26 protein-coding genes are annotated in these 26685 nt (G+C 60.1%); 11 read left to right on the top strand and 15 right to left on the bottom strand.

What is annotated here, in order from left to right:
* Positions 1-70 precede the first annotated feature (70 nt).
* Positions 71-1069 (bottom strand): polysaccharide deacetylase family protein, encoded by a 999-nt coding sequence (locus AS026_RS14565; RefSeq protein ID WP_062370327.1) that lies wholly within the window; start codon positions 1067-1069, stop codon positions 71-73.
* A 117-nt stretch (positions 1070-1186) separates the two neighbouring features.
* Here AS026_RS14565 and AS026_RS14560 point away from each other — a divergent pair, with 117 nt between their 5' ends.
* From AS026_RS14560 to der, 3 genes are all read left to right on the top strand, one after another.
* Positions 1187-1771: an NnrU family protein gene (locus AS026_RS14560; protein ID WP_062370324.1), complete on the top strand. Its 585-nt coding sequence runs from the start codon at positions 1187-1189 to the stop codon at positions 1769-1771.
* Positions 1772-1875: 104 nt separating this feature from the next.
* Positions 1876-2559, top strand: a complete 684-nt coding sequence (locus AS026_RS14555) for a tetratricopeptide repeat protein (protein WP_062370321.1) — start codon at positions 1876-1878, stop codon at positions 2557-2559.
* 15 nt (positions 2560-2574) lie between these two features.
* Positions 2575-3999: a ribosome biogenesis GTPase Der gene (gene der, locus AS026_RS14550; protein ID WP_062370319.1), complete on the top strand. Its 1425-nt coding sequence runs from the start codon at positions 2575-2577 to the stop codon at positions 3997-3999.
* 14 nt (positions 4000-4013) lie between these two features.
* Here der and AS026_RS14545 read toward each other — a convergent pair whose 3' ends face one another.
* The gene (locus AS026_RS14545) at positions 4014-4451 is read right to left on the bottom strand and encodes a MarR family winged helix-turn-helix transcriptional regulator (protein ID WP_062370317.1); all 438 of its coding nucleotides are present in this window, start codon (positions 4449-4451) and stop codon (positions 4014-4016) included.
* A 159-nt stretch (positions 4452-4610) separates the two neighbouring features.
* Between AS026_RS14545 and AS026_RS14540 the strand changes: the two genes are divergently transcribed.
* Positions 4611-5624, top strand: coding sequence for an alpha/beta hydrolase (locus tag AS026_RS14540; protein WP_062370315.1), 1014 nt, complete (start codon positions 4611-4613; stop codon positions 5622-5624).
* Between the two features lie 5 nt (positions 5625-5629).
* Here AS026_RS14540 and AS026_RS14535 read toward each other — a convergent pair whose 3' ends face one another.
* Positions 5630-6796 (bottom strand): glycosyltransferase family 4 protein, encoded by a 1167-nt coding sequence (locus tag AS026_RS14535; protein WP_082728538.1) that lies wholly within the window; start codon positions 6794-6796, stop codon positions 5630-5632.
* 156 nt (positions 6797-6952) lie between these two features.
* Positions 6953-7873, bottom strand: a complete 921-nt coding sequence (locus AS026_RS14530; protein WP_018857559.1) for a sugar kinase — start codon at positions 7871-7873, stop codon at positions 6953-6955.
* 151 nt (positions 7874-8024) lie between these two features.
* Here AS026_RS14530 and AS026_RS14525 point away from each other — a divergent pair, with 151 nt between their 5' ends.
* Positions 8025-8258, top strand: coding sequence for a hypothetical protein (locus AS026_RS14525; RefSeq protein ID WP_062370401.1), 234 nt, complete (start codon positions 8025-8027; stop codon positions 8256-8258).
* 66 nt (positions 8259-8324) lie between these two features.
* Positions 8325-9974, top strand: a complete 1650-nt coding sequence (gene bglA / locus AS026_RS14520) for a beta-galactosidase BglA (RefSeq protein ID WP_062370311.1) — start codon at positions 8325-8327, stop codon at positions 9972-9974.
* Between the two features lie 4 nt (positions 9975-9978).
* Here the strand turns inward: bglA and ade are convergent, their stop codons facing one another.
* From ade to AS026_RS14480, 8 genes are all read right to left on the bottom strand, one after another.
* A complete protein-coding gene (gene ade, locus AS026_RS14515; RefSeq protein WP_062370309.1) occupies positions 9979-11676 on the bottom strand; it encodes an adenine deaminase in 1698 nt (565 codons plus the stop codon).
* A 137-nt stretch (positions 11677-11813) separates the two neighbouring features.
* Positions 11814-12917, bottom strand: coding sequence for a branched-chain amino acid ABC transporter substrate-binding protein (locus tag AS026_RS14510; protein WP_018857563.1), 1104 nt, complete (start codon positions 12915-12917; stop codon positions 11814-11816).
* 257 nt (positions 12918-13174) lie between these two features.
* Positions 13175-14503: an omega-aminotransferase AptA gene (gene aptA, locus AS026_RS14505; protein WP_018857564.1), complete on the bottom strand. Its 1329-nt coding sequence runs from the start codon at positions 14501-14503 to the stop codon at positions 13175-13177.
* 265 nt (positions 14504-14768) lie between these two features.
* Positions 14769-15086 carry an ArsR/SmtB family transcription factor gene (locus AS026_RS14500; protein WP_025660424.1) on the bottom strand — a complete coding sequence of 106 codons (318 nt, stop codon included), beginning with the start codon at positions 15084-15086 and terminating at the stop codon, positions 14769-14771.
* Positions 15087-15182: 96 nt separating this feature from the next.
* Positions 15183-15938: a HugZ family pyridoxamine 5'-phosphate oxidase gene (locus AS026_RS14495; protein ID WP_062370307.1), complete on the bottom strand. Its 756-nt coding sequence runs from the start codon at positions 15936-15938 to the stop codon at positions 15183-15185.
* Between the two features lie 32 nt (positions 15939-15970).
* The gene (gene choV, locus AS026_RS14490) at positions 15971-17023 is read right to left on the bottom strand and encodes a choline ABC transporter ATP-binding protein (protein ID WP_062370305.1); all 1053 of its coding nucleotides are present in this window, start codon (positions 17021-17023) and stop codon (positions 15971-15973) included.
* A complete protein-coding gene (choW, locus tag AS026_RS14485) occupies positions 17020-17865 on the bottom strand; it encodes a choline ABC transporter permease subunit (RefSeq protein WP_018857568.1) in 846 nt (281 codons plus the stop codon). The genes choV and choW overlap by 4 nt, the downstream gene beginning before the upstream one ends.
* Before the next feature lie 81 nt (positions 17866-17946).
* Complete coding sequence (locus AS026_RS14480) at positions 17947-18903, bottom strand: choline ABC transporter substrate-binding protein (RefSeq protein ID WP_062370303.1); 957 nt, start codon at positions 18901-18903, stop codon at positions 17947-17949.
* A gap of 237 nt (positions 18904-19140) precedes the next feature.
* Between AS026_RS14480 and AS026_RS14475 the strand changes: the two genes are divergently transcribed.
* The 3 genes from AS026_RS14475 (at position 19141) to AS026_RS14465 (ending at position 22108) form a co-directional block, all read left to right on the top strand.
* Positions 19141-19743 (top strand): thymidine kinase, encoded by a 603-nt coding sequence (locus AS026_RS14475; protein ID WP_025660421.1) that lies wholly within the window; start codon positions 19141-19143, stop codon positions 19741-19743.
* A 73-nt stretch (positions 19744-19816) separates the two neighbouring features.
* The gene (locus AS026_RS14470; RefSeq protein ID WP_062370301.1) at positions 19817-20911 is read left to right on the top strand and encodes a hypothetical protein; all 1095 of its coding nucleotides are present in this window, start codon (positions 19817-19819) and stop codon (positions 20909-20911) included.
* A gap of 75 nt (positions 20912-20986) precedes the next feature.
* Positions 20987-22108 (top strand): DUF2333 family protein, encoded by a 1122-nt coding sequence (locus AS026_RS14465; protein ID WP_062370298.1) that lies wholly within the window; start codon positions 20987-20989, stop codon positions 22106-22108.
* Between the two features lie 8 nt (positions 22109-22116).
* Here AS026_RS14465 and AS026_RS14460 read toward each other — a convergent pair whose 3' ends face one another.
* Complete coding sequence (locus AS026_RS14460; protein ID WP_062370399.1) at positions 22117-22842, bottom strand: helix-turn-helix transcriptional regulator; 726 nt, start codon at positions 22840-22842, stop codon at positions 22117-22119.
* A gap of 241 nt (positions 22843-23083) precedes the next feature.
* Positions 23084-23608: a TIGR00645 family protein gene (locus AS026_RS14455; protein WP_062370295.1), complete on the bottom strand. Its 525-nt coding sequence runs from the start codon at positions 23606-23608 to the stop codon at positions 23084-23086.
* Between the two features lie 155 nt (positions 23609-23763).
* On the opposite strand from AS026_RS14455, the gene AS026_RS14450 reads away from it, so the two are divergent.
* Both AS026_RS14450 and AS026_RS14445 read left to right on the top strand, forming a co-directional pair.
* The gene (locus AS026_RS14450) at positions 23764-25443 is read left to right on the top strand and encodes a formate--tetrahydrofolate ligase (RefSeq protein WP_062370292.1); all 1680 of its coding nucleotides are present in this window, start codon (positions 23764-23766) and stop codon (positions 25441-25443) included.
* 57 nt (positions 25444-25500) lie between these two features.
* Positions 25501-25755 (top strand): hypothetical protein, encoded by a 255-nt coding sequence (locus AS026_RS14445; RefSeq protein WP_025660416.1) that lies wholly within the window; start codon positions 25501-25503, stop codon positions 25753-25755.
* Between the two features lie 53 nt (positions 25756-25808).
* On the opposite strand, the gene AS026_RS14440 is transcribed toward AS026_RS14445, so the two are convergent.
* The gene (locus tag AS026_RS14440) at positions 25809-26660 is read right to left on the bottom strand and encodes an extensin-like domain-containing protein (RefSeq protein WP_062370290.1); all 852 of its coding nucleotides are present in this window, start codon (positions 26658-26660) and stop codon (positions 25809-25811) included.
* Positions 26661-26685: the final 25 nt, after the last annotated feature.

Here is a 26685-nt window from a genome sequence, read left to right as displayed (position 1 = left end):
GCGTAAGCGCTAATTGCAAACGGACCAGATGGCCGCGCCGGCAAAAGGCGGAAGGGATGGCAATGCCTGCTTACAGACCCGATGTTTGCGTCTGGTCCTGCAGCTTACCCCGCGCTTCGATCATCGGGATCGCCTCCGAATAGCTGACGCAGGCTACGTCCGCGCGACGGCAGACATCGCTGACCAGCCGGTCGAGCGCGCGCCAATAGGCGCCGCCGTTCATCTCGACGAAGTGAAAGCCCAGCTGCAGCGGGATGCGGCTGCCTGAATACTGCTTGTCGAAGGCTTCCTTGAAGGCGGCATAGGAGCGGTCTTCGAATGCCTTCGAATCGGCCTTGTCTTCCTCGCCGTTGGAGTGGCGAACGAAGAGGTTGTAGTCCATGCCGATGATCGGTTTTTCGCGCGGGCCCTCGGGGATCAGTGGCAGGCCGAAGCGGATGATGCCGCTTTCCTCGACCGGCAGGGTCGGCCCCTTGGTCACCAGGCTGGCGTCATAGGTGAAACCGGCCTTCCTTTCCGCGGCGATCATATCGGCGCCCGGCGTTGCCGAGAGATAGGGCGCGCGGAAGCCGTGGATGCCATGGTCGACCAGGTCCTGCCAGCCCTTCGGTTCTTCGAGGTCGACGCTCTTCCAGGCATTCTTCAAGGTGGCGTGGAAGGTGGCGAACTCCTTGCCCCAATCTGCCTCGCTCCACTGTCGTCCGTCGAAGTGGCCGCAAGCGTGGCTCGAGATGTCGTGCCCCTCGAGGTGGGCGTGCCAGATGTTGCCGAGCCGCTCGCGAATCTCGTCGTCGCCCTGGGCAAAGCCGACATTGGATTTGCCAAGCTTCTGGTGCGGCGCCTGATAGGCCTTCTTGGCCGCCTGGTTCATCAGGAAGGTGCAGGAGAGGAAGTAGGTGAAGCGGGCGCCGTTCTTGGCGGCCATCTCACGGCTTTTCTGCCAGAGCGCATTGTCGTGCGCACCGTCGAACGAGATCATCACCAGCTGTTTCGGCTGGTCGACAGCGCCCGCTGTGCCTGGAATACACAAAGAGAGGGCGAGGGAGGCCTGGAAAAAAGAACGAAACATGGACACCACGAAAATTTGTTTGCGGCTTTCCTGTTACAGAAATGCGGCGAAGCTGCGGTGACGCTGGCGTTTTTGCGCGGCTCCGGCTAAGTCTCGGAAAACGCACAGGAGATCGCCATGACATTGCTTATCGTCGGCATCATCATTTTCCTCGGACTTCATCTCATACGCGTCATCGCGCCCGGCTTTCGCCAGTCCATGATCGATAGTCTCGGCGAGAACGGCTGGAAGCTGGCGTATTCCATCGTCAGCATTCTCGCGCTGATCCTGCTGATTTACGGCTTTGGTCAGGCCCGTCAGGTGACCGGCTTGCTCTACACGCCGCCGGTCTGGATGGCGCACATCACCCTGACCCTGATGCTGCTCGCAATGATCTGTCTGGTCGCCTCGCTGCTGCCGGCGGGGTATATCGCCGTCAAGGCGAAGCATCCGATGGTGCTTTCGGTGAAGATCTGGGCCTTCTCGCACCCGCTGGCCAATGGCGAGACCTCTTCGGTACTGCTGTTTTGTGCTTTCCTGGCATGGGGTGTGATCCTGCGGATTGCGCTGAAGCGTCGTGAGCGCGCCGGCGAGCTCACCCTTCGTCCGTTCGTCTCGGGCAAGTATGATCTCTATGCCGTCATCATCGGCGCGATCGCCTGGGCGCTCATCACGTTCAAGCTACACGAGCTATTGATTGGCGTGGCTCCGATCGTTATGTGACGAATCTTTCCAATCCCCCTTACAACTGCTGAAAAATGGGGTAGAAGGCCCCACAATGTGCGTGCAACCCGCATGCCGAAGCATATCCGCGGCCGGAGACGAGAATGGCATTCAACGACGACAGCTTCATTCGTGAAGTTAATGAGGAACTGCGTTCCGACCAGGTGAAAGGCGCATGGCGCCGGTTCGGCCGCTACCTGATCGCGCTCGCCGTCCTGATCGTTCTCGGCACCGTCGGCTACAAGGTCTATGAATATTGGGACGACAACCAGTCCTCCGGCGCGGGTGACAAGTTTATCGCTGCCATGAAACTCGCCGACGAGAACAAGCACGACGAGGCGCTGGCAGCGCTTGAGACGCTCGAAAAGGAAGGCCACGGAGCCTATCCGATCCTCGCGCGGATGCGTGCCGCAAGCGTTCTCGCCCAGAAGGGCGATACGGCGGGTGCTGTGGCGGCCTTTGAGGTGATCGGCAAGGATAACGCCGCGCCGGCAGCTGTGCGCGATGCCGCCAGAATGCGCGCCGGCTGGCTGCTGATCGAAGGTGGCACCTACGAACAGGTCTCGGCCCAGGTTGAGGAAATGGCTGTTCCCGGCAACGCCTTCCGTCACTCCGCCCGCGAAGCACTCGGCCTTGCTGCCTACAAGGCTGGCAACATGCCGCAGGCACGCCAGTGGTTCCAGGCGATCGTCGACGACGTGCAGAGCCCGCGCAATGTTGCCAATCGCGCCCAGATGATGCTTGATAACATCACCGCATCCGGCAAGGCGCCCGCCGCACAGGGCTGAAAGTAAGGACTATCAATGAGCTTCACGGTCGCCATCGTCGGTCGCCCGAATGTTGGCAAGTCGACGCTTTTTAACCGCCTGGTTGGGAAGAAGCTGGCGCTTGTCGACGACACGCCGGGTGTCACCCGCGATCGTCGCCCCGGCGAGGCGCGGCTCGTCGACCTGCGTTTCACCATCGTTGATACCGCCGGTCTTGAAGAGGCCCATGAAGAGAGCCTGCAGGGCCGCATGCGCGCCCAGACCGAAGCGGCGATCGATGAAGCCGACCTTTCTCTGTTCGTCGTTGATGCCAAGACGGGCCTGACGCCTGTCGACACGGCGCTCGCGGAAATGCTGCGTCGCCGCGGCAAGCCGGTCGTGCTCGTGGCCAACAAGTCGGAAGCTCGCGGCTCGGACGCTGGGTTTTACGACGCTTATTCGCTCGGCCTTGGCGAGCCGACTCCGATCTCGGCGGAGCACGGGCAGGGGATGCTCGATCTCAGGGATGCGATCGTTGCCGCGCTTGGCGAAGACCGGGCGTTTCCGCCGAAGGAAGATGTCGCCGTCACCGACGTCGATATCCCTCAGTCGTCCGGCGAGGAAGGCGAGGAAGAGGAAGAAGCCGTATACGACGACACCAAGCCGCTGCGTGTGGCGATCGTCGGCCGCCCGAATGCCGGCAAGTCGACCCTGATCAACCGCTTCCTGGGTGAGGACCGGTTGCTGACCGGACCGGAAGCCGGAATCACACGCGACTCCATCTCGGTTGAATGGGACTGGCGCGGCCGCACCATCAAGATGTTCGACACGGCAGGTATGCGCCGCAAGGCCAAGGTGATCGAGAAGCTGGAAAAGCTTTCGGTTGCAGATACGCTCCGCGCCATCCGCTTCGCCGAACTTGTCGTCATCGTCTTTGACGCGACGATTCCCTTCGAGAAACAGGATCTGCACATCGTCGATCTCGTGCTGCGCGAGGGCCGGGCTGCCGTGCTCGCCTTCAACAAGTGGGACATGATCGAGGAGCCGCAGGCGGTTCTCGGGGACCTGCGCGAAAAGACCGACCGGCTGCTGCCGCAGGCGCGAGGAATCCGCGCCGTACCGATCTCCGGCCAGACGGGTCGCGGGCTCGACAAGCTGATGCAGTCGATCATCGATACGGACAAGGTCTGGAACAAGCGCATCTCGACCGCTCGCCTCAACCGTTGGCTGGAGCAGCAGCAGGTTCAGCATCCGCCACCGGCAGTCTCCGGTCGCCGTATCAAGCTCAAGTATATGACGCAGGTGAAGGCTCGCCCGCCGGCCTTCATGATCTCCTGCACGCGCTCGGACGCGTTGCCGGAATCCTATACGCGTTATCTGATCAATGGCTTGCGCAACGATTTCGACATGCCGAGCGTGCCGATCCGCATTCACTACCGCTCGCCCGAAAATCCGTACGAATCGAAGAAAAGACGGAGCTGATCAAGCGAGCAATCTTACGTCTCATAACGCGACAGCGTATCGCGTAGTGTGATGACATCTGCCGCCAGCCGCTTCAGTTCTGCAAATTCCCGGCCCGATGCATCCAGAATGCAGCCGGGAATGGATGCCGCACGCTTCCTGAGTTCGCGGCCTTCCTCAGTCAGGCCAATAATGACGACACGCTCGTCCTCCTTGCCGCGCTGCCGCTTGATGTAGCCGGTCGCTTCCAGGCGTTTGAGGAGGGGGGTAAGGGTGCTCGACTCGAGATGCAGCTTCTCGCCGATGCCGCCGACAGTCTGTCTGTCTTCCTTCCAGAGAGTGACCATTACCAGATATTGCGGGTATGTGAGATCCAGTGCGTCAAGCATCGGCTTGTAGACGCGGTTCATCGCGTGGTTCGCGGTGTAGAGGGCGAAGCACATAAAATCGTCGAGGTTGAGATCGTCGCTCATGTCGTGTTCTCCGAAATTGATCTAGTTATATCGCGCAATAAATAATCGCAACCAAGTTTGTTGCATAGGAGCTATGCCAGAATATTTATCGTGCGATAAACAATCGTGCGATAAACAAATTGCGTGTTCACGACGAACCGCAACCAAGAGGACTGGACAATGTCGACCATCAAGACCGCACTCTCCGCAGCCACGATCCTGGCAGCCACCACATTCGGCGCCGCTGCCGATCCGGTATTGGAACCGACGACGCAGAAGTTCATCGACGCGCTGGCCGGCGCCAAGCCGATCTACACGCTGTCTCCGTCCGACGCCCGCGACGTACTTGCCGGAGCGCAGAAGGGCGCTGTCAAGAAACTCGCCGCCAAGGAAGACAACCTCACGATCAAGGCTGGTCCGACCGGCAGCATCGAGCTGCGCGTCGTCCGTCCGGAAGGCGCGAAGGGCAAGTTGCCCGTCGTGATGTATTTCCACGGTGGCGGCTGGGTTCTCGGCGATGCCGAGACGCATGACCGGCTCGTTCGCGAGATCGCCAACGGCGCCAAGGCCGCCGTCGTCTTCGTTGATTATGAGCGCTCGCCTGAGGCACGCTATCCGATCGCGATCGAGCAGGCCTATGCCGCTACGAAATACGTCGCTGAGCATCAGAAGGAATTCAACGTCGATGCGAGCCGCCTGGCAGTGGCCGGCGATAGCGTCGGTGGCAACATGACGGCAGCAGTGACCCTTCTAGCCAAGGAGCGGGGCGGTCCCGCAATCGATCAGCAGGTCATGTTCTATCCCGTGACCGACGCCAACTTCGAGACCGGCTCCTACAACCAGTTCGCCAATGGTCCCTGGCTGACCAAGGAGGCCATGAAGTGGTTTTGGAACGCCTATCTGCCTGACGAAGCCAAGCGCAAGGAGCCGACCGCTTCGCCGCTCCAGGCATCGCTCGACCAACTGAAGGGCTTGCCGCCGGCATTGATTATTACCGATGAGAACGACGTGCTGCGCGACGAAGGCGAGGCCTATGGCCGCAAGCTGACGCAAGCCGGCGTCAAGGTAACCTCCATCCGCTACAACGGTACGATCCATGACTTCGTGCTTCTGAACGCCATTGCCGAGACACCGGCAGTGCGCAGCGCGGTCTCGGTCGCCAGCCAGACGCTGCGCGAGGCGCTCAGCAAGTAACGCCTTCAGGTTCCCGAAGAGACAGGCCCGGCGGCTTCGCCGGGCTTTTTCGTTCTTGGCAGCGACTTGGCGGCAAATTGCCAGGCCTTTTTCCATTTCGGCGTAATGACACCGTTGGCAGCGCGGATGTTGTTGATGAACTGCGTGGTTGCCGCTTCCCAGGAATATTGAAGCGCGAGTTCGCGTGCTTTCTCGCGGGAAGCAGACAATGCCGTCAGGCAGGCCGTTTTCAGGTCGTCGTCGAGTGCTCCGACTTCGTTGTCGTCTCCGATGATGTCGAACGGGCCGGTGACAGGGTAGGCGGCCACGGGAACGCCTGACGCGAGGGCCTCGAGGATCGTATTGCCGAACGTATCCGTCAGCGACGGGAAGACGAAGACATCGGCCTGGGCATAGGCCTTTGCCAGCTCCTCGCCGACTTTTAGGCCGGTGAAATGCACATCGGGATAGCGTTTCTCGAGTTCCGTGCGGGCCGGCCCGTCACCGACGACGACCTTCGATCCGGGCAGGTCGAGATCGAGGAAGGCCGGCAGGTTCTTTTCCAGGGCAACGCGGCCGACTGTCATGAAGATCGGGCGGGTAAGGCTGAACGGCGCATCTTCCGGGGGCATGGGGCGGAAATGATCGGCATCAATGCCGCGGCTCCACGGCATGAGGTTTCGAATGCCCTTTTCGGAGAGTTCGCGCGCGAGGCTTGGGGTCGCGACCATGCAACCGGCGCCCGAGTTGTGAAACCAGCGAACGAAGGCGTAAAGCCAGCTCTTCGGTATGGGCAGGCGAGCCGAAACGTATTCCGGAAAGCGGGTGTGGTAGCTGGTGGAGAAAGGCATGCGATTCTTCAGGCACCAGCGCCGCGCCGTCAGTCCCAACGGGCCCTCCGTCGCGATATGAACGTAGGAGGGCATTTGTTTCTTGATCTCGCGCGCGACGCGGCGGTAGCTCGCTATCGAGAGACGAATTTCGGGATACGTGGGGCAGGGCACGCTGTGAAAGCCCTGCGGCGTCACCATCGCCACGTCAATGCCCATCTTCGCCAGTTCGCGATTGGTGTTCTCGATCGAACGGACGACGCCGTTGACCTGCGGATGCCAGGCATCGCTGACAATCACGAGCCGTTCCGCCATGCCCAGCCGAGATGCATACCGGCCTTCGTTGCCTCCAACATCCGACATATGTTGCAGCACGCCCCAATCCCATCCATGCCGCGCCCGCGGGGGCGCCGGCCCAATTCCCGGCTGACCCGGAGACTCGATTCCCGCGCCTCACATTCTGGCGGTCGTCGATGATGGAAATATTACAGTCGCACTGCGCCGATCGTTCGATGTTGCTCAGGTCTTGTCGATGCCGAGTTTTTCCCATGCGACGAGGGCGCCGTGTTCGCTAACCACGCGTGCGGCGACCTTCGCGGCAAACGCCGCTGCAGCAGGGGCGTCCTTCGTTTCGAGATAGCGGGCGAGAAATGCGCCGTTGAAACTGTCGCCGGCGCTGGTCGTGTCGACGACCTGTTCGACCTTTTCGGCTGGGACGAAGCTCTCGACGCCGTCGAAGCTCAGGGTCGCTCCCTCAGCGCCGTTCTTAACGACCACATCGGTCGCGCCAAGCGTGCGATACCGCTGGATCGTCGCAGCGATCGAGACGTCGCCGAAGTGCGTTGCTTCGTCGTCAAAACTCGGCAGCACCAGGGACGAGGCGCGCGCACCTTCGCTGATCGTCGCATGCATCACGTCATAGCCGGACCAAAGCCGCGGGCGGATATTGGGGTCGAAGGCCACGATCTTGCCGGCGGCCTTGGCGCGACGGACTTCGGCGAGCAACGTATCGGCGTCATTGCGAGACAGGATCGCAAGTGTGATGCCGGAGAAATAGATGACGTCGCATGCCTCGATCGCCTCGCGCAGGAGCTCCGCATCGGCTGCCAGCTGGCGGGCGGCCGAGTTGTCGCGCCAGTAGCTGAAGGAGCGCTCGCCGTCCTTGAGGCTGATCATGTAGAGACCGGGCGCCTTACCCTTGATGCGCCTGATAAATTCCGTGCCGATGCCAGCCTGCTTGTAGAAGGCGATCATCTCATCGGACATGGCTTCGTCGCCGAGCGCGGTAAAATACTCCACCGACCAATCTGCCGGCAGGCAGGCGCGGGCATACCAGGCGGTGTTCAGCGTATCGCCGGCAAAGCCCTTGCGTAGCAATCCGGCGCCTGCCTGCGAAAGCTCCACCATGCATTCACCGATCGATAAAAAACGCCCGCTCACAGAAAGCCTCCCTGAATTTTCCCGTTTCGCTGATACGCGCAGAGCACCTTCCTGACAAGCCGCGAGCGGCATGTGTCTGCGGCATTAGGCCGGATTTGTTGACCGTGTGGACGGGGCGCATAATGACCCGCGTAGCTATGGGGATATGTTCATGCAGAAGATCCCAGTTTCTCTGATCGCCATTTCACTTGTCGCGGGACTATCCCTCTCAGCTATTCCCGCTTTCGCACGCGGCGGAGGCAAGGGCCGAAAGATGGATTGCCAGACACTCGCCATGCAGGAGCGCAACTCCGTGGGCGGCAAGCTACCGAGCAAGGACATCAAGCGCCGCGACAAGATAAAGCGCAGAATGCAGAAACTTGGATGTGCGACGGATCCCGGCTGAAGGTTGTTTTTTGGCGCGCCCGCTTTAGTCTTGGCATGATTGCGTGATGCGGGAGATGATTGGCTGATGTCGGTTGCAGGCAAGACGGCGGACTGGTGGCGGGGTGCTGTCATTTATCAGGTCTATCCGCGATCCTTTCAGGATACCAACGGAGATGGTCTCGGAGACCTGAAGGGCATTACCCGGAGATTGCCCTATATCGCCAACCTTGGCGTAGATGCGATCTGGCTGTCGCCGTTCTTCAAGTCACCCATGGCCGACATGGGTTACGATGTTTCGGATTATTGCGATGTCGACCCGATCTTTGGCACGCTTGATGATTTCGATGAAATGATGGCGGCCGCCCATGGGCTCGGCCTCAAGATCATCATCGATCAGGTCATTTCCCATACCTCCGATGTTCATCCCTGGTTTGTCGAAAGCCGCTCGAGCCGGACCAATCCCAAGGCGGACTGGTATGTGTGGGCGGACCCGAAACGGGATGGGACGGCCCCCAACAACTGGCTCTCGATCTTCGGTGGACCAGGATGGGAATGGGACGGCGTGCGCCGGCAGTATTACCAGCATAACTTCCTGACCTCGCAGCCGGATCTCAACTTCCACAGTCCGGAGGTTCAGGATGCCGTGCTTGCCACCGTGAAGTTCTGGCTCGACCGCGGCGTCGACGGCTTCCGCCTCGACACTGTCAATTATTACTTCTGCGACAGGCTGCTTCGCGACAACCCTCCGCATGCGCCCGATGAGAGCGATACCGGTCTCGATGCGCCGGATACCAACCCGTACGGCATGCAGAACCACCTCTACGACAAGACGCAGCCGGAGAATGTCGGCTTCCTCCGGCGGTTCCGGGCGCTGCTTGATCGCTACGAGGCGCGCGCGACGGTCGGCGAGGTCGGCGACGGTGCCCGCTCGCTGAAGACCGTCGCCGCCTATACGGGCGGCGGCGACAAGCTGAACATGTGCTACACCTTCGACCTGCTCGGACCGGACTTTACCGCGACGCATATTCGAAACTGCGTCGATGCCTTCCAGAAATCGGTTGCCGATGGGTGGGTATGCTGGGCGTTCTCGAACCACGACGTCAACCGTCATCTGAGCCGCTTTGCCAAGACGGCAGCAGAGCGGCCCGTGATCGCCAAGCTCGCCATGTCTGTGCTGGCGACGCTGCGCGGCTCGATCTGCCTCTACCAAGGAGAAGAACTTGGGCTTCCCGAGGCCGAGCTCGCCTTCGAGGATCTGCGTGATCCCTATGGCATCCGCTTCTGGCCGGCGTTCAAGGGACGTGACGGATGCCGCACTCCGATGCCCTGGGAGGCTGCCAAGGCGCATGCCGGCTTTACGAGCGCCGAGAAGTCATGGTTGCCGGTGCCTTATGAGCAGGCGGCGCTTTCCGTCGATACGCAGGAGAGCGATCCGAATTCCGTGTTGCACCACTACCGGCAGACGCTCAATTTCCGGAAAAGCCACCCGGCTTTGCTCAACGGCACTATGGAATTCATCGGCACCAATCAGGACCTTCTCGCCTTCACGCGCAGCAAGGGAAGCGAGAAGCTGCTCTTCGTCTTCAACCTGACGCGCAAGCCCGCGCAGTTCATCCCGCCGGCCGGAATGGTGATCGGAGAACGGCTGGCGATACCGGGCTTCGCGGCGGCAGCCGGAACCGGTCCAATCAAGCTGGCCGCACTCGATGCACTCTGCGCACGGGTGGCTGGCTAGACGCTCACCCGATGAAGGCGAACTTGTCGACGTCCACCATTCCGCGATCCGAGATCTTCAGGTGCGGAATGACCGGGAGCGGCAGGAAGGCCACCTGCAGGAAGGGTTCCTCAAGCGTCGTGCCGAGCGCGTAGGCGGCCTTGCGTAGATGGTGGAGCGTGTCGCGCACCGTCTCGTAGGGCTCGAGGCTCATCAGGCCGGCAATGGGCAGGGCGATCTCGCCGGTGACCTTGCCATCCTCGACGACAACGAAGCCGCCGTTGATTTCGCCGAGGCGATTGGCGGCGAGGGCCATGTCATCCTCGCTGACGCCGACGACGCAGATGTTGTGACTGTCATGCCCGACGGTCGAGGCGATCGCACCTTTCTTCAGGCCGAAGCCCTGGACGAAACCATTGGCATGGTTGCCGTTCTTGCCGTGCCGCTCGATGACGGCGACCTTGATGATGTCATTGCCGAGATCGACGTCAGTCTGGTTGCCCTTCACCGGTAGCCGGTAGCGGCGATGTTCGGTGATGATCTTGCCGGGCGTGACGCCGATCACAGGGGTTTCGCCGTCGGCGACGGGAACGCCGAAGTGCGCGGCGTTGACGGACCGGGCCTTGACGCTATCAAGGCCGACCGGTTCGACGGGCTTGCGCGTGGCGAAAAGCTCTGGGGTCACTTGGCGCCCAGCGGCAAAAACGAGATCTGCGCGGCAGTTTTCGAGGCTGTCGATGACCACGAGGTCTGCACGCCAGCCGGGGGCTACGAGACCGCGGTCCCTCAGGCCGAAGGCACGGGCAGCCGAGATCGACGCGGCGCGATAAATGGCCAGCGGCTCGACGCCGTTCTTGATCGCGGTCCGGATCATGTAGTCGAGATGGCCTTGCTCGGCGATGTCGAGGGGATTGCGGTCATCGGTGCAAAGGGCGAGGTACGGCGACAGGCGCTCGGTGATGATGGGCATCAGGGCCGCCAGATCCTTCGACACGGAACCCTCGCGCACGAGGATATGCATGCCCTTGCGCATCTTTTCTAGCGCTTCGGCAGCACTGGTGCATTCATGCTCGGTGCGGATGCCGGCGGAGAGGTAGCCATTCAGGTCATTGCCCGAGAGCAGGGGAGCGTGGCCGTCGATATGCTGCCCCTGGAAGGCATCGAGCTTGGCCATGCAGATGGGATCCTTGTGGATCACACCGGGGAAGTTCATGAACTCGGCGAGGCCGATGACCTTCGGATGATGGCGAAATGGAAGGAGACGTTCGATCGGCAGATCTGCGCCCGATGTTTCCAGATGCGTGGCGGGCACGCAGGAGGAGAGTTGGACACGGATGTCCATGATCGTTTCGAGGGACGAATCGAGGAAATACTGAATGCCTTCGGTGCCGAGAACATTTGCAATCTCGTGCGGGTCGCAGATGACTGTCGTTACGCCATAGGGCAGGACGCAGCGGTCGAATTCGTGCGGCGTCACCAGCGACGACTCGATGTGGAGATGCGTATCGATGAAGCCCGGCACCACGATCTTACCAGAGATATCGATCTCGGTTTCGCCGTCGTAGCTGCCGCAGGTGCCGACGATACGATCCTGTGCGATCGCGACATCGGATGCCACCAGTTCGCCGGTCACGAGGTCGAAGAAGCGTCCGCCTTTCAGAACGATGTCGGCGGGCAGGCGGCCCGTCCCTTGGTCGATAAGGCGTTCGAGATTGGCGGTCATGGCATCCTCGTGCTGGCGTTTCACCAGTTATAGCCCATGTGTCTGACAAAGCGAGATCGGCTTTGTCGGCCGGTCCACAAACGAAAACCGGGCGCCCCAGAGGGACGCCCGGCGATCGAAATCGGGAGATCGAAGGCTTATTCGGCCGGAACGATCTTGCCAGCTTCCCACTTGTAGAGCGCGAAACTCTGCGAAGTCAGGTCGCCGGTTTCGCCGTAGGTCAGCTTGCCGATTGCCGTCGGGATCGCTTCGCCGCCCTTCAGCGCCTTGGCGACTGCTTCGGAATCCTCAGCGCTGCCAGCCTTCTCGATACCTGCCTTCAGGACTTCGACTGCGGCGTAGGCGTTGAGCGTGAAGGCTTCGGCCGGGATGCCCTTGGCCTTCAGCGCATCGGCAGCTGCCTGCGAATCCGGGCTCTTGGTCGCATCCATGGCATTGGTGAAGATCGTGCCGCCGGCTGCGTCGGTACCGATGTTCCAGAACTCGCTGTTCGAGAGGCCGTCGCCGCCGATGATGACGGCCTTGACGGACAGGTCATGCAGCTGGCGGGCCAGCAGGCCGCCTTCCGGGTGATAGCCGCCGAAATAGACGACATCGACGTTCTCGGCCTTCAGACGGGTGGTCAGCGCGCTGAAATCCTTGTCGCCAGGGGTCAGGGAGTCGTCGAGCACTTCCTTGATGCCGCCAGCATTCAGTGTGGCCTTGAATGAATCGGCCAGGCCCTTACCGTAGGCGCCCTTGTCGTTGATGATCGCAACGCGCTTGTCCTTGAAGTTCTTCAGGACGTAGTTGGCGGCGACTTCGGCCTGCTGGTCGTCGCGACCGCAGGTGCGCAGGACGTTGGCGAGGCCACGCTTAGTGAGGTCTGGTGCGGTTGCCGTCGGGGTGACCATCAGCACGCCGTTCTCAGCAAGAACGTCGGAAGCCGGGATCGCGACGCCCGAGGTGACCGGGCCGACGACGAAGCGGATACCGTCGCCGACGAGCTGGTTTGCAGCGGAAACGCCCTGCTTGGGTTCGCCGGCATCGTCGGCATATTTGAGGATGACTTTCTCGCCGAGGATGCCGCCCTTTTTGTTGATCTCGTCAACAGCAGCCTGCGCGCCATTCTTCACCTGATCGCCATAGGCGGCAACGGGGCCAGTCAGCGGCGCGATGAGGCCGATGGTGACGTCAGCATGGGCGAGCGGCGCAAAGGCAAGCGAGGCGACGAGGGCCGCCGACAAAGTCTTCAGACTCATTTTCTTTCTCCTTGGGTGGGTATCAAAACCCGCGATTTAAGTGCCGCGGCGGCGAGCCCAGATCGTCAACAGCCCTTGCAGGGGGATGCGCCAAAAGACGATGAGCAGCCGCGCGCCGAAACACCCGCCCTCCATATTTGGCTTCGACGGACGCTTTGCAAGTTTCTTAGGAATTTACCGTCGATTTCGCAAGAAGATAAAGAAATAGGGCCCGCTTTTGCCTGATTTGACAAAAGCGGGCCCCGAAAACGCGTCGTTTAGATGTTATTTTGCAAAATTTCGCGCAGTTTTCCGAAGAGCTCGTCGATGTGGTGCTTTTCGATGATGAGCGGCGGCGAGAGCGCGATGATGTCGCCGGTAGTGCGGATCAACAGGCCCTTCTCATAGGCCTTCAGGAAGGCGGTAAAGGCGCGCTTGGTCGGCTCGCCGGCGATCGGATCGAGCTCGATCGCGCCGATCAGACCGGTGTTTCTGATGTCGATGACATTCGGGCAGTCCTTCAGGGAGTGCAGCCCGTCGGCCCAGTAATCCGAGAGCTCGGCGGCGCGGGTCAGGAGGCCTTCTTCCTTGTATGTGTCGAGCGTGCCGAGTGCTGCGGCGCAGGCGATAGGGTTGCCGGAGTAGGTGTAACCGTGCATGAACTCGATCATGTGCTCGGGGCCGCTCATGAACGCGTCATGGATCTCTGCAGTCACGAAGACCGCGCCCATAGGAATCACACCGTTGGTCAGGCCCTTTGCGGTGGTGATCATGTCCGGCTTGACGTCGTAGTACTGGGCAGCGAACGGCGCGCCGAGGCGGCCAAAGCCGGTGATGACTTCGTCAAAGATCAACAGGATGCCGTGCTTGGTGCAAATTTCGCGGAGCTTCTGCAGGTAGCCCTTCGGCGGGATCAGCACGCCGGTCGAACCGGCAATCGGCTCGACGATGACGGCGGCAATCGTCGAAGCGTCGTGTAGCGTGACGATGCGCTCGAGCTCGGTCGCCAAGTCGCCGCCATGCTCGGGCTGGCCGCGGGTGAAGGCGTTCTTGCCCGGCTGATGCGTGTGGGGCATGTGGTCGACGCCCGTCAGCAGCGTGCCGAACATCTTGCGGTTGGAAACGATGCCGCCGACGGAGATGCCACCGAAGTTGACCCCATGATAGCCGCGTTCGCGGCCGATCAGACGGAAGCGCGAGCCGTTCCCCTTCACACGATGGTAGGCGAGGGCGACCTTCAGCGCCGTCTCGACCGATTCAGACCCCGAATTGGTGTAGAGAACGTGGTCCATGCCTTCGGGCGCGATGTCGACGAGGCGGTTCGCGAGTTCGAACGCCTTGGGGTGGCCGAGCTGGAAGGCCGGCGCGTAGTCGAGCTCACCAGCCTGTTCGCGGATCGCTTCGGTGATCTTCGGCCGGCAGTGGCCAGCATTCACGCACCAGAGGCCGGCGGTGCCGTCGAGCACCTGACGGCCGTCATGGGTCTGGTAGTACATGTCCTTGGCGCTGACGAAAAGACGCGGCTCCTTCTTGAACTGGCGGTTCGCAGTGAAGGGCATCCAAAAGGCCCGAAGGTCGTTTGGCGTGGTATTGAGGCGATTGGACATGCTGTTCTCCATGGCCGTTTCGGAGGCCGTTCCCGGTATTGGCTGATGCGGTTTTTTTACTGCCTGGTCAAATTATCAGCGGTTCTTCGGGCGTCAAGCCGCTGACATTGCCGTCAGGCCGCTGCATCGGAGATACGCGCAAAAAATAGACCGGCATCGCTGCCGGTCTAAAAGTATGTAAACGTGCTGAAATGAGGTTGCCACACTATTCCGGATGCATTTCACGGCAGTGGGGCTTATCGGCTGACATTATGTCAGCTTGTCCTTACGCCGCGGACTTTGCCTGGCTTTGAACAGAGTAGATGTCGGTGAGGGCTTCGAGGATCCTGAGGACCGGCTCGGAGTTGCTGGAGTAGTAGATCGTCTGGGCGTCGCGGCGCGTCTTCACCAGTTTTTGGGCGCGCAGCTTTGACAAGTGCTGCGACAGCGCGGACTGGCTCAAGCCAACCTCCTGCGCCAGCGCACCGACCGGGATTTCGCCCTTCACGAGGTTGCAGAGAATGAGAAGCCTTTTCGGGTTTGCCATTGCGGACAAGAGCGCAGCGGCAATATTCGCATTGGCGGTTAAATCGATTGTGTCCATATCTTCTTCCCGATGTGAAACTAATTTCAAAAACGCATGTTCCCGCTCAATGCCGGACGGCGAAAACTATCAATACGGCGTCAAGATTGTATATAGCTAAATTTCAGGTATTGCGGATTTTATGTTAGATATATGGAAATAAACGTCCTCGATGTCCTCTGCGACGGCAACGAATTCGCAACGCAGAAGCAAATCACCCGAAATCAGATCGAAACCGGCGCAGTCCACTCCACAAATGCGCCAATCGCCGCCGTTGCCGGCCTTCAAGCTCGCTGCGGTCATGGCGGCGAGATCGGGGCTTGTACCTAGTAATTCTTGCACTATCGCATCGGCCTGCGCCGCCACGTTCTCGTTGCCGGGGGATCGAATCGTCAGGTCGTCTCCATCAAGAAGATAGGCGCGACCAAACCCACCATTCAGGCTCGCGGATTGCGGAACCAGCCGGAAGAAGCGGAAATCCGGGAAATCGATATAGAGCTTTGCCTTGGCATGCCGGTTGAGGAAGCGGCTGCGAATCCGGGCATGGATGACGCTGTCGCGCTCGACCGGTTCGGCAAGGCATTGGGTCGTCAAGCGCGGATAGGCCAGCGGATCGCCCTTGCCGGGCTCGCCCGTCAGAAGCGACGCACGGCGATCGGCGTCGAGCGCGCGGGTATGCGTCGACAGGCCCGACACGAGAATGACGGGAACGCCATCGATGTCGGTGCCGAGAAGTACCCGGCTGGCAAATGGGAAGCCGGTCTCGGGATCGAGGACGGCGATTGCAGCATAACGGGCGGAGCGGAGAAGCGTGCGCGCGAGCTTGCGGGCTTCTCCGTCCGTTTCCCTGAGAACGGAAGCTTGATCTTTCATGTCCACTTTTCTGACCGAAGCGGACGGTCGGATCAAGCTTCTTCTTTGCGGCGATGCTGCGTCAGACCCTCAACGATATCCTGGGCCGAAATGGTACCGATGATCGCGCCGTTTTCCACCACCCCGATACTGCCGGGCTGGCGCGACAGTGCATCGAGAATGTCGATCAATGGCGTCTCGGCGCGCGCGGTGCCGCTGACGCTTGCGCCAGCGGCGGCGTGGCCGAGGCCTGGCTGCATTACGTCCTGGGCCGTCAGCATGGTGATCGGATTCATGTGCTGGACGAAATCGGCGACGTACCGGTCGGCGGGGTTTTTGACGATCTCCTGCGGCGTGCCGCATTGGATGATGCGCCCGCCCTCCATGATGGCGATGCGGTTGCCGATGCGGAAGGCCTCATCCAGGTCGTGGCTGACGAAGAGGATCGTCTTCTTCAGCCGCCGCTGGAACTCGAGAAGCTCGTCCTGCAGGCGCGTGCGGATAAGCGGATCGAGCGCCGAGAACGGCTCGTCCATCAGCAGGATCGGCGCACCGGTCGCGAAGGCACGAGCGAGGCCAACGCGTTGCTGCATGCCGCCGGACAATTCATTGACCTTGCGGTCCGCCCATTTGGTCAGGTTGACCAGTTCGAGCTGTTCGCCCACGCGCTTCTTGCGCTCGGCCTCGGGCATGCCCGCAAGCTCAAGGCCGAAGCCGACATTTTCCGCGACCGTTCGCCACGGCAGCAAGGCAAACTGCTGAAACACCATGGAAACGGTGTGCATGCGCAGGTCGCGCAGGCCCTTGGCGGTGGTCTTGTAGGGATTGCAGGGGCCGTTTGGCGTTGCGACCGAAACCTCGCCGCGCACGACGGGCGCCAGCCCGTTTACGGCCCGCAGGAGGGTGGACTTGCCGGACCCAGAAAGTCCCATGAGGACGAGGATCTCGCCTTCCTGCACGGAGAGCGAGGCATCCGCCACGCCGAGAACAAGACCAGTCGCAGCACCGATCTCGTCGCGGTTCTTGCCCTGATCGGCCAAAACCAGGGCGTTTTCCGGCTTGTCGCCGAAGACGATGCTGACGTTGTCGAAACGGACCGCAGTCATACGCCTTCTCCTTCACCCGCAGTGCGGAACATTCGGTCGAGAATGATGGCCAGGATGACGATGCAGAGACCCGCTTCGAAGCCCTTGGCGACGTTGACCGTATTGAGTGCACGAACCACCGGCACGCCGAGGCCGTCGGCGCCGACAAGCGCGGCGATGACCACCATCGACAACGATAGCATGATCGTCTGCGTCAGGCCTGCCATGATCTGTGGCATGGCAAAGGGCAGCTCGACCTTGCGCAGCACCTGCATCGGCGTAGCGCCGAAAGATTCTGCCGCTTCCACCAGGGAGGAAGGGGTCGAGATGATACCGAGGCGCGTGAGGCGGATGGGGGCGGGGATTGCGAAGATCACGGTTGCGATCAAGCCCGGCACCATGCCGAGTCCGAAAAGGATAAGTGCAGGAATGAGATAGACGAATGTCGGAATGGTCTGCATCAAGTCGAGGATCGGGCGCAGGGCGGAATAGACCCAGGCGCGGCGCGCGGCGGCGATGCCAAGAGGAATGCCGACGATCATGCTGACAAAGGTTGAGGCGAGTACCAGCGCCAGCGTCTCCGTCGTCTCCTTCCAGTACCCCTGGTTCACGATGAAGAGGAGGCCAAGACAGGTGAAGACGGCCACGACGATCGAGCGACGGAGCCAGTAGGCAATCGCCCCGATCCCGAGGATGACGATTAGTGGGTGAGGTTTCTGCAGAATGAAAAGCAGCCCGTCGATGACGTGGGACAGAATGAAGGCGAGCTGATTGAAAAACCAATCGGCGTTGGAGGTCAGCCAGTCCACGAAGGCTTTCGCCCAGGAGCCGATGGGAATTTTAGTGTCGGTGAGCCAGGTCAAGGGAGCGCCTATCCATTGGGAACAACAACATTTCGCGACGATAGCGAGATGGGGCGGCGCGAGCCGCCCCGCTCGTCGTTATCAGAGGCCGAGGCTCTTCTTGACGACCGCGAGGCCATCGCCGCTGTCATCGCGCGCCTTGACGCCGGCAAGCCACGGGTCAAGCGCGGAAGGATTGGCCTTCAGCCACTCTGTCGCTGCCTTTTCCGGCTCATCGCCGTCGTTCAGGATCTTGCCCATGATCTGGTTTTCCATCTCGAGCGAGAAAACCATGTTCTTGAGCAATGCACCGACGTTCGGGCACTCATTGAGATAGCCCGCGCGCACGTTGGTGAAAACCTTCGCGCCGCCGAAGTCCGGCCCGAAGACATCGTCACCACCGGTCAGATAGGTCAGCTTGAAGTTGTCGTTCATCGGATGCGGCTCCCAGCCGAGGAAGACAACGGGCTTGCCTTCCTTCTCGGAGCGAGCCACCTGCGCCAGCATGCCCTGTTCGGAAGACTCGACCACTTCCATGCCCTTGAGGCCGAAGGTGTTCTTTTCGATCAGATCCATGACGAGGCGGTTACCGTCGTTTCCGGGCTCGATGCCGTAGATCTTGCCGTCAAGGTCATCCCTGTGAGCTGCAATATCCTTGAAATCCTTGATGCCGAGCTCAGCGCCCTTGGCGTTGGTCGCCAATGTGTATTTTGCGCCGACGAGATTCGGTCCGAAGGATTCGACCGATTTATCATCAAGGAAGGGGCGAACGTCTTTTTCCTGTGTCGGCATCCAGTTGCCGAGGAAGATGTCGATGTCCTTGTTCTTTAGCGATTGGTAGGTTACCGGCACGGAAAGAACTTTGACGTCAGGGGTATAGCCTAGTCCCTTCAGCACGACTGCTGCAGTCGCCGTTGTGGACGTGATGTCAGTCCAGCCGACGTCCGAAAAATGAACGGTGGAACAACTGTCCGGATCTGCGGCGAATGCAGCGGTTGCGACAGAGAGAGCGGCAACTGCGGTGGCGGTGATCAGTCTGAATGCGCTTGTCGTTTTCATTTATAGACTCCCAGTCTTACGTTCCCAAGCCAAGCACCAATAGCCGAGTTTTACAAGCGACCTCAGCGCGTTTGCGCCGCATTGCAGTACTCGATTGCGACGTGGGTCATTTTTCCGCCAGCGCTGAGATTTCAAAGGTTTTTGGCGATTTTTGGTCCTGAATTTCCTGTGACTATCAGAATGAGGGACTTTTCTTCGAGGTTTCGAGCTTCCAAGAAGCGAAAGACGGAGAAAACGATGGCAAAACTCTATTTCAACTACTCGACCATGAACGCCGGCAAGTCGACGATGCTGCTGCAAGCCGCCTACAACTACGAGGAGCGCGGCATGCGTGTCGTTCTGCTGATTGCGGCCTTCGACGAGCGCGCTGGAAAGGGGATTATCGGGTCTCGGATCGGCCTGCAGGCAAGCGCCGTCGCCTTCGAACCGGAAGCTGACCTCCAGGCCTTGATCGGCGAACTCGGCAAGGAGGGAGAGCCGATCGCCTGCGTCTTTGTCGATGAAGCTCACTTCATGACGCGCGAGCAGGTCTGGCAACTCGCCCGGGTCGTCGATCGCATGAACATACCCGTCATGGTTTATGGCCTGAGGACTGATTTCCAGGGCCAACTCTTCCCGGCATCCCAGGAGCTTCTGGCGATTGCCGACGAGATGCGTGAGGTGCGGACCATCTGCCATTGCGGACGCAAGGCGACGATGGTGGTGCGTCTCGACGCAAATGGAAAGGTGCTGCGCGAAGGCGCACAGATCGATGTCGGCGGCAACGAAAAATACGTCTCGCTCTGCCGGCGTCACTGGGATGATGCAGTGAACGGGGAATGGCTCGCCACGGCGGTGTGACCGGTCCTCAAAGTGATTCCGGTTTGGCAGCTTATGCGCTAGGTTCGCGATAACCGATTCATGGAGCCGCCCGGTGCGCAAGCCCTTCTCCTTCGATACCCAGCTCGAAGCCGCGCGAGCACTCGTGGAGCAATTGCGTCTTGAAGCCAAGGTCTGCGTCGAATTCATCAACGAGTTCGCACGACAGGCGGCTGCCGTCGATGACGAACGCTTTCTGGTCGAGAATGGCCGCTTCCAGGCGTTTGTCGCAAACGGCGCGAGCTTGACCAATCTCCTTGCGGAGCTCGTCTTCGTCCTCGACACGCTGACGGTCAAGATTTCGGCGGATCTCGATGGTTTCCGTGGCCTGACCGCCGGCGAAAAATTTATCGGTCGTTTTTCGCGCCAGCGGATGTGGCGTCGCCACAGCGCGCGCGTGCGCGCAGCCCCTGTCGTGGAGCGGCTGCGCGACCTGCTGGTGAAGTCCGAAGCCACGGCAGGTGTCATCGCGATCTACCGCACGATTGCGATCGACTTTCACAAGCTGGGTGAGCATGGGCTGATCGGCATCGTCGAGCAGCGCCGTCGGCTTGTCGAAAAGATCGACATCGCCCGCCTTCGCATCCGGGAATTGAACGCCAAGGCACTGACGACGCAGGGCAGGATCGGCCTATACGGAAGCAGAGCCGAATGGGAGCTTATGGAACAGGAGCGGCGCTCGCTGAAAGCGGAGGCCGACCGCGTTGCCGATGAGGAACACGGAATGCGCGAGGAGAGCCAGCGCCGCGAACGCTTCATCAATCTCTTCCAGGTTTTCGTCGATGCGCTGAATAGCCAGGTGGGCCAGTGCAACGCCCTCAGGCGCAAGATGTTGATAGACACCGAAGAGCGGCTGCTGATCTATCAGGCGCAAGTCGACACCGACATCCCGGGATCGAAGGTTCAGATTTCAGCGGAGCTCTTTCCCGCCATCGCCGGTCCGATTGAATTGTTTGAGCGCAACATGCTGGCGCCACAGGAATTGGAGCAGCGCAAGCGGGCCGCCGACGCCGTCTTCGCGAGCAAGTTCGAAGCTTTCCGGCAGGAGCCGGAGAAGGGCTTCGCAGTGCCGATCATCGATACGACGGAAATCTCCAGGCGACTGCGCTTCCGTTTTCTGCGTCCTGGCTTCTGGCCGAAGAAACAATAATATCAGCACGATATTGTTCTTCCTGGAGCGAGCGCATATGTCAGTGCGCAGACCAAGCTTATCAAGGAGAAGACGATGCTCGACCGGATCGCCGGTTTTTTCAGGCTGATCGGCCGAACAATCGGACGCTGGGCGCGGGTTTTCTTTGCCTGGGCTTTCTGGCCATTCATCGCTGCTCGCGGCTGGTACGTTCAGCGGACTTGGATGATCCGCTTGCCGATCCTTGGTCTGATCGCGCTTCTTGCTGTCCTCTATTGCTATTTCATTTGGCAGACGCAGGTCTGGTCTAACTTCAATCCCTCCTTCGTGAATGAGTACAGACTTTCCGAGCGCAAGGTTCCTGCCGGCCAGGAGCTGCCGTCAACAGACGGAGCGGCAGCCAAGACTTGCCAGCGGTCGGCGATCGTCGATGTCGCCGCCGACCTGACCGATTTCAACGTCAACCAGAATGCGTGGATCTCCTCCATGCTTCTCTACCGTCTCGGCTTCTTCGGCATCGACTGGGATCACACGCCGTTTCTCGACAACAAGGCGTCGTTCCAGCGGGGCGTAAACCAGGCGGTTCGCCGCACCTCGGTCGAACTCGTCGATACGCTCGGGCGCGTGCGCGGGACGTCAGGGATCAATAACGATCTGCAGAAGGCGCGCGGCAACCTGCAATTCGACGAGTACAGCTGGTACTTCGGCCTTGATCCGTTCGGACCGAAGACACCGACGCCGAGCTATTATCGCTCGGCGCTCGACAGCCTGCGCAAGTTCAATACCGACCTCGCCGCCTGCAACGCCATCTTCGATGGGCGGGCGGATAACCTGATCCAGTTCATCGACCGCATCGCCAACGATCTCGGCAGTACCTCCGACGTGCTCGCGGACCGCTCGCAGAACCATCATCGGGGCTGGTTCGATACACGTGCAGACGATCGCTTCTGGTTCGCCTATGGTCAGCTTTACGCTTATTACGCCATCCTGGCGGCTGCACAGTCAGACTTTTCTCAAGTTATCGCGGAGCGCAATCTGGGCGCCATCTTTGGCGCAACAATGAGACAGTTCCAGGCGGCACTGAAGATCCAGCCGGCAATCATTTCTAACGGCCGGGAAGACGGCTGGCTTATGCCGAGCCATCTGGCAACGATGGGCTTCTATATTCTCCGCGTCCGGTCGAACCTCGTCGAGGTCCGCTCCGTGCTCGATCGCTGAGCGCTTGCTTAGTTGATCAGCTTCATACGGATCGCCTTGGCGACAAGCTGCGTCCGGTTCACACAGTCGAGCTTCTTGATGGCGCTCGTCATGTAGGCATTCACTGTGTGGTCGGATAGCGAGAGGATCTGGCCGATCTCGATCGACGTTTTTCCCTGCGCCGTCCACCGGACGACCTCGCGTTCGCGAGCGGAAAGGGGCGTGTGTTCCGGAAGCTTCGAATGCTGCGTGCGATGATACGCGTCGAGCAGATGGAGGATCGCAATGGTGAGTTCGTTGAGCTCGGTCTGCGCGAGCAGTGGGCGGTCGCCGGCCAGCCAAAACAGGATGCGCTCGCCGTCGCGAGTGTAGGCGGGCACCGCAACGCCTGTCGGTATGCCGAAGTGATGCAGAAGTTTGCTCAACTCATTGGGGAAAATTTCGGCGGAGGAACTGTCCAGAAGGCTCCATGAGCGCGGCAGGGCCGACTCGCTCATGCCCATTGCCAGCATTGGAAAACGCATGATGCGGGCGCGGTCGAACTGACTGAAGTATGCGGACGGAAGCGTCGTTTCGATGACCAGAGCCTTGAGGAGGACGCTTTCAGGAGCGGGCGCGAGCAACAGCGTGATATGCCGGAAGCCGTAGGCGCGGGCTACCTTTACAAGAACTTGCGCGAATTCGGCCCTGGTATTGACAGCTGAAATCTCTGTGGCCAGGGACAACTGTCTTTCCAAGGTAGTCATGTAAGACATCGATGCGTCCCTGCTGACCTTCATATCAGCGCCATAGAATATGCAAACTGATATATTTGCTAGTGCGAAACGGGGAGGCGCGCAGCGATTAATTTCAAATGTATTACTTTAACCACAGCGGATCGTCCCATGGTTGCGTTTTGGTTTTCCAAAAACGCAACTTCAGGCACAATCGAGTTCCTCTTCTACGCCGCAGGAAAGCACACGGGTTCGCCGGAGAATAGCGCAAAGCGTCTTCGAATCACTTGGCGATCAGACCTTGTCCTTCACCCTTGGCCTTTTTTGTCAGCTGCTCGAGGAAACCGAGCATCACCGCGGAGACGACGAACGCAAGATGCATTGCCGTCAGCCACATGATTTTGCTGTCGGTGTATTGCTCGGCATTCAGGAAGACCTGGAGGAGGTGAATCGATGAAATTGCCACAATCGACGAGGCCACCTTGACCTTGAGGCTGCCGGCGTCGAGCTTGCCAATGAACGAGACGTCCTCTTCGCTCTCGTCAAAGCGGCTGACGAAGTTCTCGTACCCGGAGATCATCACCATAACGATGAGGCTCGCGACCAGGGCTGCGTCAATCAGGCCGAGCATGGCCAGGATCATTTCCCCCTCGTTGAGGACAAACACGCCGCCGGCCACCTTAAGGAATTTGTAACCGAAGGACACGGCGTACACGGCGAGCGCAAGAGCGAGACCGAGATAGAAGGCGACGAGTATCCAACGGCTCGAAAGGATGATGCGCTCGACAATCAGTTCGAGTGATTTCATGTCCGGTCCTCGCAATGTTAGAATCAATGCCTGACAGATAGCGGCTTGGATGAGCGTTGGGCAACCAGCGCGCTATTCACAGTCTCGGCATATTTCGCTATCCCGTTGAAACAATATGGGCGCGCCTATCGAGCGCAGAAAACCGGGGAACGGGGATGGCAGCACACAAGTCCGACATCGAGATCGCGCGCGCGGCGAACAAGAGACCGATCTTCGAGATCGGTGCAAAGCTCGGTATTCCGGCCGAGCAATTGGCGCCTTATGGGCATGACAAGGCTAAGCTCAGCGCGCAATTCATTGCCGCGCAGGCAGACAGGCCCGACGGCAAGCTGATCCTCGTCACGGCAATCAATCCGACCCCGGCAGGCGAGGGCAAGACGACAACGACCGTCGGTCTCGGCGACGGGCTGAACCGGATCGGCAAGAAGGCGATCGTCTGCATCCGCGAGGCCTCGCTTGGGCCATGCTTCGGAGTGAAGGGCGGGGCGGCGGGTGGCGGCTATGCCCAGGTCATTCCGATGGAAGACATCAACCTGCATTTCACCGGTGATTTCCATGCGATCACGTCGGCCCACAATTTGCTCGCAGCGATGGTCGACAATCACATCTATTGGGGCAACGAACAGGATATCGACCTCAGGCGCGTCACGTGGCGGCGCGTCATGGATATGAACGATCGGGCGCTGCGCGAGATGGTCTCTTCGCTGGGTGGTGTGGCCAACGGCTTTCCCCGGCAGAACGGCTTCGACATCACGGTCGCTTCCGAGGTGATGGCCATTCTTTGCCTCGCCAAGGACCTCGAGGATTTGGAAGAACGCCTCGGCAACATCATCATCGGCTACCGTCGCGACAAGTCGGCCGTCTATGCCCGCGACCTGAAGGCCGATGGGGCTATGGCGGTTCTTCTGAAGGACGCCATGCAGCCGAACCTCGTCCAGACGCTGGAAAACAATCCGGCCTTCGTCCATGGCGGCCCCTTCGCCAACATTGCCCACGGCTGCAACTCGGCGATTGCGACGAAAACGGCGTTGAAGCTTGGCGACTATGTCGTGACCGAGGCGGGCTTCGGCGCGGATCTCGGAGCCGAGAAATTCTTCGATATCAAGTGCCGCAAGGCGGGACTGAAGCCGGATGCCGCCGTCATCGTTGCGACGGTGCGTGCGCTCAAGATGAACGGCGGTGTAAAGAAGGAAGATCTCGGAACGGAGAATGTCGCTGCGCTAAGAAAGGGCTGCTCCAATCTCGGGCGCCATGTCGCCAACGTTCGCAAGTTCGGCGTTCCGGTTGTCGTTGCCATTAATCATTTTATCTCGGACACCGATGCGGAAATCGCTGCGGTGAAGGAGTATGTCTCGCGCCTCGGGGCAGAAGCGATCCTCTGCCGGCACTGGGCCGAGGGCTCTGCCGGTATCGAGGAGCTTGCTTACAAGGTGGTCGAGCTCGCGGAATCGGGACAGTCGAGATTCGAGCCGCTTTATCCCGACGATGTCTCCCTGTTCGAGAAGATCGAGATCGTCGCTTCGAAGATTTATCACGCAGGAGAGGTGACCGCTGATAAGGCGGTGAGGGACCAATTGCTTGCCTGGGAAGAGCAGGGTTATGGACACCTGCCGGTCTGCATGGCCAAGACGCAGTACTCCTTCTCAACCGATCCGAACCTGCGGGGTGCGCCGGAAGGGCATATCGTGCCGGTCCGTGAAGTTCGCCTATCGGCGGGCGCGGGCTTCGTTGTTGCCATCACAGGCGAGATCATGACCATGCCCGGCCTGCCGAGATCGCCGTCGGCGGAGCGGATTTACTTGAACGATCAAGGGTATATCGAAGGGTTGTTCTAATCTTCGATTATGGACGGGGAGAGCTTATTGTCCCAGCCTATCAATTTGGAACCGATAATGTCGGCCTATTGGCGAAGCTGCGTTTTTGCCGTGGCTGCAGTTGTTTCTGTGATGGCAAGCAGCGCTGCGACCGGTGAGTCGGTTGCTACCGAACAAAGCATGGCCGACTTCATGAAGGGCAATCCCGACTGCGTGGAGTTCAACGATCAATGTTCGATCTGTACCGTGGTCGACGCCAAGGCCAATTGCTCCACGCCTAAGATAGCCTGCATCAAGAAGCCTTATGTCTGTACGCGGCGTTCGGACAAGTGAGTTGACGTCGACGGATGGCCGAGAGCCGCGATAAGGGACATTGGCGAAGCTTGCTAATGACAGTAGCGATATCCGCCCTTGCGTTCCAAGACATCGAGGTGGAAGTGGGTTTCGTGTGCTGCATCGCTTTCCGGATCCAGCACTGTCGTGAAGAAGAGGCAGCCTGCGGAACTGACTGTGCGCTGGAAGGCACCGATCAGAGTCGAATCCTCGCGGCGAGGCTGCACGGCGATATCCTTCCCTTTTTCGAAGCTGAAACTTGCGATGTCGATCGCGTTGCCGCGGGCATGCTCGGACACCTTGCCGGTCTCGGCACCATTGCGCAGGCGACAGATGTAGGATGATGCCTGGTTGATGCCGACTATGCTCCCCTGATCCGGCGCGGCAACGCGGGCGGCCGGGATGACACTCTCCTTCATCCAGCGGGCGAGGCCGAGAGCCACGGGGCATCGGAAGACGGCATCCGGTTTTATCTTGATGCCCGGAAGGACCTCGGTGACCTTGATGGGCTTGTCGATGCCGCAACCGTTGCCATCATCGATGCGCGAGATGTCCTTGAAGACGACGCCAAGGGCCTGAAGCTCCTTCACACATTCAGAATGTTCCGCATCGCTCTCGGGGGCGATTGTCAGGTGTTGCTCCTCGAGCGTCTGCTGGGAGGGGAGCTTCGGCCCCTGCTTTTCCAACGGAGGAGAAGAGCCGGAAGGCGGCTGAGTGACCGGCGGCGTTTCGGTATCGGGCCTTTCCGGTTTTGGTTCGGGCTTAGGGGGAGGTCCTGGCGTGGGTTTTGCTGTAATTGATTTACCCGGACGGATTTCAGGTCGAGGGCCTTTCTCCGGCAGGCCTGCGTTGGTCAGGAGGCCAATGCAGCTCAGCGCCGCCAGTATCACGATGATCTTCTTCACACATCCACCCTTGTACGTTCGCCCC

Source organism: Rhizobium altiplani, assembly GCF_001542405.1.
In the GTDB taxonomy this organism is placed as follows: domain Bacteria; phylum Pseudomonadota; class Alphaproteobacteria; order Rhizobiales; family Rhizobiaceae; genus Rhizobium; species Rhizobium altiplani.
The sequence above is the reverse complement of the archived record's forward strand: the minus strand, read 5'-3'. Positions and strand labels throughout refer to the sequence as shown.